Here is an 8,717-nt window from a genome sequence, read left to right as displayed (position 1 = left end):
TACGCGGCGCCGCCAGAGCGACGATCGCCGGACTGGGCAGAACAGGAAGTGATCCGGGCCGACTACTGGGGCGGGTACTTCACCCAGGCCATGCAGGCCGACCTGGTCTGGCGGCGAGACCAGGACCAACAGGTGTCAAGCAGCAGCTCGCCGTGATCCCGGCGTTTCTGCCGCCCTACGGGTCGAACCCAGATGACGATCACCTTTCGAGTGGGGAAGGGAGCGTCGCATCCTTGGTCCGGACCGCGCGCCGCCGCGCCTACCGTCAGCCGAGCGTCGGTACGGTCTTAGCCCATGCGAATGCGGTGGTGGCAGCGTCTCATCCTGGCGTTCGTTGGCCTGGTTCTGCTTGCCGGCGGGGGCGCTGGGACTGCCTTCGACTGGTCAGGCGTCGGCCTCGCTGCGATGTTCACCGCCGGAGTCTTCGTATTGCTCGGTGCCATCGTGGGCGCCATGCCCAAGGGCAGCTTCAAGGAGGGGAACGTCGAGTGGCCCCAGGTCGACAAGCACCCGCGGGTCGAGGCGCTAGAGACTGAGATCGCCACGCTGCGGGTCGAGGTCGCCACGGCACGCGCCGAGGCCAAGGAGGCGACCGACTTCCTGATCGACTACATCGTTGCCCACGAGCCACCTCCCTTCGACGACCCTGATGGCGGGCCTCTGACAGACGAAGAGCGACTCGAAGAGATGGAGCGAGGCATCGCTGAGCTCTCGTCCGAGATCGACACGCGCTACTTCACCGGCGAGACGTACGACGACGGCGTCGAGGTGAAGGACATGGAGCGCTGGCGGGGTCTGTCTCGTGATCGGTGTTTCCGGCGTCGTGTTCAGTAGGTCTCGGCTCCCGGCCAGCGGTCACCGAACGTGATGGCGAACGCGTTGATCACAGGCTTCCATCGCATCGTCCACCGGACCCCGCCCTTCCCGGTCGGGTCGAGGCTGCGGGTCACAAGATACAGGCATTTCATTGCGGCCTGCTCGGTCGGGAAATGGCCTCGTGCTCGGACAGCTCGCCGGTAGCGGGCGTTGAGTGACTCGATCGCATTTGTCGAGCAGATGACCTTCCGGATCTCGACGTCGTAGTCGAGGAACGGCACGAATTCTTCCCAGGCGTTGCGCCACAGTCGGATCATCGCCCCGTACTTGCGCTGCCATTTCTGTTCGAGTTCGTCCATGGCGACCAGTGCGGCGTCGGGGCCGGGCGCCGCGTAGATCAGTTTGACGTCTCGTTTTACCGCATCCCAGTCCTGCCGGCCGACCAGTCGGAACGTGTTCCGGATAAGATGAACGACGCAGGTCTGGACAACAGACTGTGGCCACACGTTCGCCACGACCTCCGGTAGGCCCTTGAGGCCGTCGCAGACCACGAAAAACGCGTCGCGCACGCCGCGGTTCTTCAGATCGACCAGCACGCTCATCCAGAACTTCGCGCCCTCCCCGCCGACACCCATCCACAGGCCGAGCACGTCCTTACAGCCGTCAACGGTGACCCCGATGGCGGCGTAGACGGGCCGGTTGGCGACCTGTCCGTCCCGGACCTTCACGTGGATAGCGTCGATGAACACCGCCGCGTACACCGCATCCAGCGGGCGAGTGGCCCAGTCGTTCATCTCGGCGACGACCTTGTCGGTGATCCGCGAGACCGTCTCCTTCGACACCGACGCCCCGTAGATGTCGGCGAAATGCGCAGAGATCTCTCCGGTCGTCATTCCTTTCGCGTACAGCGACAGCACAATCTCGTCCACGTCAGTGAGGCGCCGTTGACGCTTACGCACGATCTGTGGCTCGAACGTGCCCTCCCGATCCCTCGGCACGTCGATCTTGACTTCACCGGCCGCGTCCGAGATCACTGTCTTCGGCCGTGACCCGTTCCGCACGTTCGTGGACTCCCGCTCCGGGGCCGCCCGATTCTTGGCGTGCCCGAGGTGCTCGGTCATCTCCTCGTTCAATGCCGTTTCCAACACATTCTTGGTGAACAGCTTCAGTAGGCCGTCCGGGCCGGTCAACGCCAGGCCTCGCGCCTTGGCTTCGGCCACCATCGCTGCCGCTGCCGCCTGCTCCGCCGACAGCTCCCGCGCCGGCTTGGACTCACCCCTGCGTGGACTCACAAGGTCTGATGTCATCACTCACAGTGCCCATCCCGCCGGACCTCCGCCCGGCGTGTCGGGCCGAAAACACCGATCTTGAAACAGTCCCCGCTGGCGCGACCAGGCTGCGAAGGCGCTAGACAAGGAGGTTCGCCGCCAAGCGGCACGGAAGCGCTTCGGCCTGTCACACGACGGCGATGAAGCCCGGCAGAGCTAGTAGGCCCGAATGCGATGCTCCCCTTTCCTAGCTGCAGGAAGGCCACCTTTGGCAATTGATCCTGGCCCTGCATGCTCTGTACCGCCGTGCGGGCGGGCACAAGCATGCGCGAAACGTAACTGCGCCAGGTGCGGTGCTGAGGTTTGCGGTCCAGTGCTGACGAGCACTGAGGATCGTTGGGGTAGGGCGCGATCTCTCGTTCAAGCTCGGCTACGCGGCGCAGCTTCGAGGAATAGAGATCGACCTGTTGCGCGGGCGACATGCGGTTGAACTCGGCCTCGGCAGGGGCCGCTTACGACCGAACGTGCAAGTCTCCGAGGCCCTGTGCGACCTGAACCCTTGGCTCGCGCTTGATCATGAGTGTGTTACGTCGGAGGAGGACCCGCACCGCTCAACCGTGGCTGCTCAGTCACAATTCGTCACGTGGATCAGTCTGTGCCTGAGGGTGTACGCGCGGCAGTCATCCGAGTGTGTCGTGACGCCTTCTACTACCGGGACGACGTTCGGGCGATCTTCCTCGACGCGGGCTGCCCAGCAGCGATGTACGACCGGTACGACGTCTTGGACAACAGCAAGGCGAAGATCGCCAGGTTCGTGCTCAATGACCTGCGCTCTCTCGGTGGCCAGGGCCAGGCAATCCAGCGCAAACTCGTACAGGAGCTGTGTCAGATGGACCGCCCCCGCCCGGAGGCTGACCCCGTTGGGGGGCGTGAAGCGATCGCCGAGCTCAAGCGCGAGGCAACCAAGATCAGGCTCCTCGTCGACTCAGAGCAGGCAGCAGCCAAGCAACGCAGGGCGAAGGCCGAGCAACAGCAGCGCGCACAGGCACGTCGTCAGGAGCAACTCGGGGAAATACGTCAGCGGTTCTACGAGCACCTTAAGGAACGCCCCCGGTCCACGGCGGAGATCCAGCAGCGCGGCTATGCGCTGGAAGGCCTCATCGCCGACCTCTTCGAGCTACACGACTTCCAGTACCGCCGCGCGTACCGCCTGGCCCATGAGCAGATCGACGGCTCGTTTCACTTTAGAGGCTTTACCTACCTCGTAGAGGCGAAGTGGGAGGCTAACCCGCCCACCTTCAGTGACATCGCCAAGCTCAAGGCGAATCTGGATGGCAAGGCTGAGAGCACCCGCGGACTGTTCGTCGCGATGGCTGGCTACGACGACAACGTTCTTGAGCACATGGTCGAAGTCTTCCGGCGAAGCCCGAACAACCTCGTGCTGGTGGATGGCCAGGACCTGATCATGATCTTTGAAGGCCGTCTCGCTCTGGTCGACGCCCTTATTGCCAAGATCGACGCAGCCGAGCAAGAGGGCAAGGTCTGGTATCCGCTCGGTAGGTGAGAGACCGTCGGGCGACCCTCGCGAATGTCAGCGGGAAGCTCCTCGAACCCGGTGCAACGCCGGGCCCACTGCTAGCGCCCAGCGGCGCCCGCCGCAGGGCTGGTCGTAGGGCCGCACCAATGAAGCCACGGCGGGAGAACCCTCTCGATCCCGTCACGACATCGGGCTTCCGATCGCTCGTCCAAGTTGATCTACCTGCTACGCCAGGCCTCACGGCGTCGCGATCTCGCGGCTCCGCTTCAGCAGCTGCCGGTACTCGGCGATCGCGCGCCCCGAGTCGACGCCGACCGCGCCGACGAGGACGTCACCGACCCTGAACGTGACCACGAACTTCCGATCGGCCGGACGCCCCTGCGCGAGCTCGACGGTCGCGTCCTCGCGGTACACACCGACCATCTGGATCTTGTGCTGGTACTGGTCCGACCAGAAGTACGGAACCGGCGCCGGCTCATCCCCCCTGGCCTCGCCGAGGATCGCTCGCGCGGCCGTGGTCGCCTGCTCGGTGGCGGCCGTCCAGTGCTGATCCCGGCTGTGCCTGCTCCGGCGCGGATCCCACCAGGAAGCGACGTCGCCCACGGCAAAGACGCCCGGGGCGTCGCACGCGGCGCCGACGGCGTCGCACCGGACGCCGTCCTGCAAGTCAAGTCCCGACGACGCCAACCACGCAGTGCTGGGCACCACCCCGATCCCAACGACCAGGAGATCGACGTCGAGCGTCCGGCCGTCGCTCAGCAGCACCTGCTCGACGCGTTCCGCACCGATCACGTGAACGACCGCGACACCGCTAAGCACGCGCACGCCGTGATCGATGTGGATCTCCCGCAGCAGCTCCCCGACCTGCGGGCCCACGCCGGTGGAGAAGGGCGCGGAGCCGAACTCGACGATGGTCACCTCGAGTCCGTAGCGTCGGGCCGCCGCCGCGACCTCCCCGCCGATGAAGCCGGCGCCGACGACGACCACCCGCGCCCCGCGCCGAAAGCTCTCACGGATGCCGAGCGCGTCCTCCCACGTTCGCAGGTGGTGGACGCCCTCGAGTTCGGGACCGACGGCGAGCCGCCGCGGCTGGGCGCCGGTGGCCACGACGACTGCATCGGCCTCGACCGACGTGCCGTCGGCGAGGTCGACGCGCCGCCGCCGCAGATCCAGACCGGTCGCGGCACAACCGAGCCGCGTGGCAGCGCCCATCGCGTCGAGGCCGGACGGCAGCACCGGGAGCATGGGTTCCCCCTCGTCGACGAGCACGTCCTTCGACAGCGGAGGGCGGTCGTAGGGGACATGTCGCTCGTCGCCGATGACAGTCAGCTCACCGGTGAACCCGAGCGTCCGCAGCGCCGCGGCGGTTCGACTTCCGGCCAGCGATGCCCCGACGATGGCAACGTGCCGGGGAGTGGCGGGCTCGCTCACTTCTCGTCTTCCAGCCACACCGCGTTGACGGGATAGCTCAGAACGGCCTCGTGCGCCCGGCCGCGGTGCGATTCCTCGATCTCCGGACGAAGCACGATCACACTATCGTCGGCGTCCAAGTCAAAGAGGTCCGGGGCGCTGAGCATGCAATTCGCATGGCCTTCGCACTTGGGGACATCAGCCTTGACACGAATCATCGTGTGTTCCCTCCCTCGCTGTACTGCCGGGTGGCCTCGGAGTGGTACCGCTGGCGACGTCTCGCGGGCAACTTCAGAAGCCGCGCCGAACGGACCGTTCAGAGCAGATGACGGAAATCCGGTCCGGTCGGATTCGTCCGACCGCGAGTTGGACGCTGCCTGGAGAGGCTTGTGGCATCGATCGAGAAAGACCCTCTCGTATGCCAAGCGGAAGTTAGCATGTGCGTGCAGAAGTACAACGGTTTCGAACGGAACCTGCGAGCGTCCGACCGAACCAAGATTCATCGAAACCGCAGGTGCCGCTCGGTCCAAGAAGAATGACGAGAGGCCCGTGCGCACCCGACGGCTGCCGCTGCGCACGGGTCCCTCGAACGCCCGGCTCAGGCCCCGGGCAGCACCGACCGGACGTACGCGCTGGATGTCGCCAGCTGTTCGGTGACCTTTTCGAGAGGCCAGCCCGCAGTGCCGTGGCACTTGAGGCCGGCCGCACCCCGGTAGCCGACCCGCGCCAGGGTGCCGAGCGGGATGCTGTGGTCCAGCGTGCCGTCCGGACGCGGAAGCTGTTGCTCGCCCGGACCGAAGTTCAGCCCATCGACGTCGCGCCGATAGGCCCGGTCGATGTCCCAGATGTAGTAGTAGAAGAGCCGCTTGCGTTCGGCCAGGAACGTGATCGCCTCGCTGACGCTGACGCCGACCACCCACAGATGCGGCGGCGCAAGGCAGACCCCAAGGTTCGGGTGGTCGATGTCGGTGACCAACCGCTTGATCTGGGCAAGCGTGTCCACGCCCTCGTCCCAGCGCTGCTCTTCGCCGACCCCCGACTCGAAGTCGGCGCTGAACGGCACAGTAAGGTGGTTCTCGACGGCGATCCGGACGCCGTTGCGCGAGGCAACCTCGACCAACGGCGGCAGAAACTTCGCGACGAAGTCGGGGTAGTTGGCCTCGCAGTCGAAGATCACGGTGTCGATCCCTAGCTCGACCGCGAACTCGATGCGCTCGGCCATCTCGTCCTGGCTCTTGCCGTACATCGTGAGCCCGCAGGCGCGCATCCCGAACCGCTCCAGCAGGGATCGGATCCGGGTCGGGTCGTCTCCCGGGTTCACGTGCGCGGCCAGCGGATGCGCGGACGACCACAGGTTGATCTCGCTGAACCCGAGGCCGGCGAGCTGCTCGAGAGCCACCTCGAGCGGGAAGTCGTGGTATGGGAGGATCTCTGCGGCGAGTCGGTAGGGCAGTGCGGACATTCGGGTCCTCCTAAGCGACGATCAGTGGGCGCAGCGTGCGGTGCGCGACCCGCAGCCCCGTGTGGACCTTGTCCTCGGTGCCGCCCCACACCGGGTCCTCGTGCTCGACCGACAGCACACCGTCGAACCCGCCCTCGTAGAGCGCGTCCACCACAGCGCGCCAGTCGACGTCGCCGAGGCCGGGCACGCGGTAGCGCCACCAGCCCACGTCGAACGGGTCCTCGCGGACGGCGGCCTTGCCCGGCCAGCCGTAGCGGTTGCGCTTGTCCGGGAACTGCTGGATGTCCTTGGCCTGGGCGTGCGCGATCCGGTCGATGTAGGGGCGCAGCGCCGCGACCGGGTCGATCCCCATCCACACCAGGTGCGACGGGTCGTAGTTCAGGTAGAGCCCGAGGGAGAACATCCATTCCCACAGCTCGGGGGAGTAGGCGAGGTTGCCCGGGTAGCCGTCCGGGTGCCAGCCCTCCATCACGCAGTTCTCGATGACGAGCTTGACGCCGCGCTCCCCGGCCCAATCGACCAGCGGGGCGAACACCTGCTCGGCCTCGGCCAGGTTCTCCGCGACGCTCAGCCCCGGGTGCCGGCCCACGAAGGTGCCCACCGTCGGGCAGCCGACCAGCGCCGCGGCATCGATGCAGGCCCGCACGTGGTTGTTGACTGCCTTCCGCTCGGCGGGGTCGGGGTGCAGGTTGTTGTCGTAGAAGGCCAACGAGCTCAGCGTCAGCCCGTGCCGATCGAACAGCGCGCGGGTCTCGTCGGCCTGCTGCTCGCCGAACGCCGCCGCCTCCAGGTGGGTGGCGGTGAACGGCCGGGCGCCGAGATCGGGCCACGCCGCCACCTCGAGCGCCTCGTAGCCGTGCTCGGCCGCCCACGCAGCGATCTCCGGCAGCGATCGGTTGGGCAGGCAGGCGGTCAGGAATCCGAGCTTCATGAGGGCACCTCCACCCATCGACCGACCCGTGCGGACTCGCCGACGGCGTGGGTCAATGCTGCAGCACGGACTCCGTCGTCGAATCCAGGAAGTCCCTCCGGCTGGTCGCCGCCGATGGCGGCGTAGGAATCGGAGACGAAGGCGTTGAAGCAGTCCTGATAACCCTGCGGATGGCCAGGCGGCAGCACCGACAGCCGCCCCGCCGCTCCCGCGCCCCGCTGCAGGTGCCGGGTCTCATCCACCCCGCCGATGGTCAGTGTCTCCGGTTCCTCCTGGTTGAACGAGTACGACAGTTCGTGGGTCTCCAGCGAGAACGCCAAGCGGTTCTTCCGTCCTGGCGAGACCTGGCTGACCACGACCGACCCGGCCGCACCCCCGTCGGTACGGAACTGCACCGAGCTCTGCCGCCCCCCGTCGGTGATGTCGGCGACCAGCCGGGCGATTCGCTGCCCACTCACGAACTCGACGAGATCGCACCAGTGCACCCCGATGTCGATGAAGGCCCGTATCTCCCCACCCTCCCCCGGCTCTCCCCGCCATCCCGCCGGCGCCCCGGCCGCCTGCCAGTCCTGCAGGTAGGACCCGTGCACGAGTCGCAGCGGCCCGCCCTCGCCCGCTGCGAGGCGCACCCGCGCCTCGCGCACCGTGGGGTAGAAGCGGTAGACGAAAGGCACGGTCGCGACGACGTCGGCCCTCGCTGCGGCCTCGGCCAGCCTGCGGGCGCCCTCCAGGTGCACGGCGAGCGGCTTCTCACAGATCAGGTGCTTGCCGGCCGCGATCGCCCGCAGGGCGAGCTCAGCGTGCCGGGAGTTGGGGGCGCAGATGTGCACAACGTCGACGTCCTCGGCGTCGATTAGTTCCTCGGCGGTCGCCGCCGCCCCCTCGGCGCCGAGCCGGCCCGCGGCGTCGAGCGAGCGCTCAGGAGTGGACGCGGCTGCCCGCCGGACGATCCCGCCGGCGGCGCGGACCGCGTGTGCGTGGACCATGCCGATGAATCCGGCGCCGATGATTCCCGCACGCAGTTCGTCACTCATGCCGGGCAGCTCCAGGTACGAAGGGTCAGGTGGTACGGCGCTGCCGCAGCTATCTGGCGCGGCTCCGCCAGGCGGGCGAAGCCAGCCGCAGCTGACCGTATGGTCGATAACACACAAAAGTCAACGCGTCGCAAGCGGAAGCGAGTAACGCTTCGGGCCCGACCACTGCGCGTGACACCACCGGATCCACGAGAGGACCGGGGTCGATCTATGGCGAATGCCATTGACGGTCGGCATGCTCAGCCCTAACATCTGCACA

At 67.0% G+C, this 8,717-nt stretch carries 8 protein-coding genes; 2 read left to right on the top strand and 6 right to left on the bottom strand.

The genetic code is table 11. The annotated features are described in order from the left end of the window. Positions 1-294: 294 nt before the first annotated feature. Positions 295-834: a hypothetical protein gene (locus PSED_RS34870; RefSeq protein ID WP_014203902.1), complete on the top strand. Its 540-nt coding sequence runs from the start codon at positions 295-297 to the stop codon at positions 832-834. Here PSED_RS34870 and PSED_RS34865 read toward each other — a convergent pair. Next, entirely contained in the window at positions 828-2,039 is a 1,212-nt protein-coding gene (locus tag PSED_RS34865; protein ID WP_428993581.1) for an IS256 family transposase, read from the bottom strand. The two genes, PSED_RS34870 and PSED_RS34865, sit on opposite strands and share 7 nt — an antisense overlap. A 688-nt stretch (positions 2,040-2,727) precedes the next feature. On the opposite strand from PSED_RS34865, the gene PSED_RS34860 reads away from it, so the two are divergent. Beyond that, positions 2,728-3,648: a restriction endonuclease gene (locus tag PSED_RS34860; RefSeq protein ID WP_233899530.1), complete on the top strand. Its 921-nt coding sequence runs from the start codon at positions 2,728-2,730 to the stop codon at positions 3,646-3,648. A gap of 210 nt (positions 3,649-3,858) precedes the next feature. Here PSED_RS34860 and PSED_RS34855 read toward each other — a convergent pair whose 3' ends face one another. The 5 genes from PSED_RS34855 to PSED_RS34835 all read right to left on the bottom strand — a co-directional run bounded on the left by PSED_RS34855 (position 3,859) and on the right by PSED_RS34835 (position 8,458). After that, on the bottom strand, positions 3,859-5,052 hold the full coding sequence (locus PSED_RS34855) for an NAD(P)/FAD-dependent oxidoreductase (RefSeq protein ID WP_014203899.1): 1,194 nt from the start codon (positions 5,050-5,052) through the stop codon (positions 3,859-3,861). Then, the gene (locus tag PSED_RS34850) at positions 5,049-5,249 is read right to left on the bottom strand and encodes a ferredoxin (protein ID WP_014203898.1); all 201 of its coding nucleotides are present in this window, start codon (positions 5,247-5,249) and stop codon (positions 5,049-5,051) included. The genes PSED_RS34855 and PSED_RS34850 overlap by 4 nt, the downstream gene beginning before the upstream one ends. A gap of 380 nt (positions 5,250-5,629) precedes the next feature. After that, entirely contained in the window at positions 5,630-6,493 is an 864-nt protein-coding gene (locus PSED_RS34845; RefSeq protein WP_014203897.1) for a sugar phosphate isomerase/epimerase family protein, read from the bottom strand. 10 nt (positions 6,494-6,503) lie between these two features. Further along, positions 6,504-7,424: a sugar phosphate isomerase/epimerase family protein gene (locus PSED_RS34840; RefSeq protein ID WP_014203896.1), complete on the bottom strand. Its 921-nt coding sequence runs from the start codon at positions 7,422-7,424 to the stop codon at positions 6,504-6,506. Beyond that, complete coding sequence (locus tag PSED_RS34835; protein ID WP_014203895.1) at positions 7,421-8,458, bottom strand: Gfo/Idh/MocA family protein; 1,038 nt, start codon at positions 8,456-8,458, stop codon at positions 7,421-7,423. Before PSED_RS34835 ends, PSED_RS34840 begins: the two co-directional genes overlap by 4 nt. Between the last annotated feature and the right edge of the window lie 259 nt (positions 8,459-8,717).

Origin of the sequence: Pseudonocardia benzenivorans CB1190 (assembly GCF_000196675.2) — a bacterium.
In the GTDB taxonomy this organism is placed as follows: Bacteria; Actinomycetota; Actinomycetes; order Mycobacteriales; family Pseudonocardiaceae; genus Pseudonocardia; species Pseudonocardia benzenivorans.
This window is presented reverse-complemented; position numbering and strand designations above follow the sequence as displayed.